1 pseudogene is annotated in these 422 nt (G+C 45.0%); it reads right to left on the bottom strand.

The features are described 5' to 3' along the window. Positions 1 to 422 (bottom strand): annotated as a pseudogene (locus BACFIN_RS21970) (DDE transposase); the annotation flags it as partial.

The following is a 422-nucleotide window of genomic DNA, read 5'->3' as shown; positions in this document are numbered from 1 at the left end:
CCGAGAAACGTCTTTTGGTAATCAGAGGATAGTGCAAGCCTGTTCCTGTAGGATGAATGAAGCTGCTCCAGCTGGTCAAGTAACTTTTCCAATAACTGAAGTAACCTTCGTGTAATCATACGAGCCTGTGATTTCCTGCGTTTACGCAGTTTGCTATAAGCAAGATAGGCACGGCGTACATCAAGATACTTGTTACGGGGACGTTGTATGTGCAATGTACGGCAATGTTTGCACAGATGACGATGAAGCCATACAATACCTTCCCATAAGAGTTTGGCATCAGTAGGAAAACGCAGATGACTTTCATAACAGGTGGCATCGGTCATACAGACATGAAGGTTCTCAAGATAAGGTTTCCAATGCTCGGCAAGAATGAGCTGGAGGAACTCAACGTCAAGGCGATTCGCTAGTTCCTGACGAAT

Origin of the sequence: Bacteroides finegoldii DSM 17565 (assembly GCF_000156195.1) — a bacterium.
GTDB lineage: Bacteria > Bacteroidota > Bacteroidia > Bacteroidales > Bacteroidaceae > Bacteroides > Bacteroides finegoldii.
This window is presented reverse-complemented; position numbering and strand designations above follow the sequence as displayed.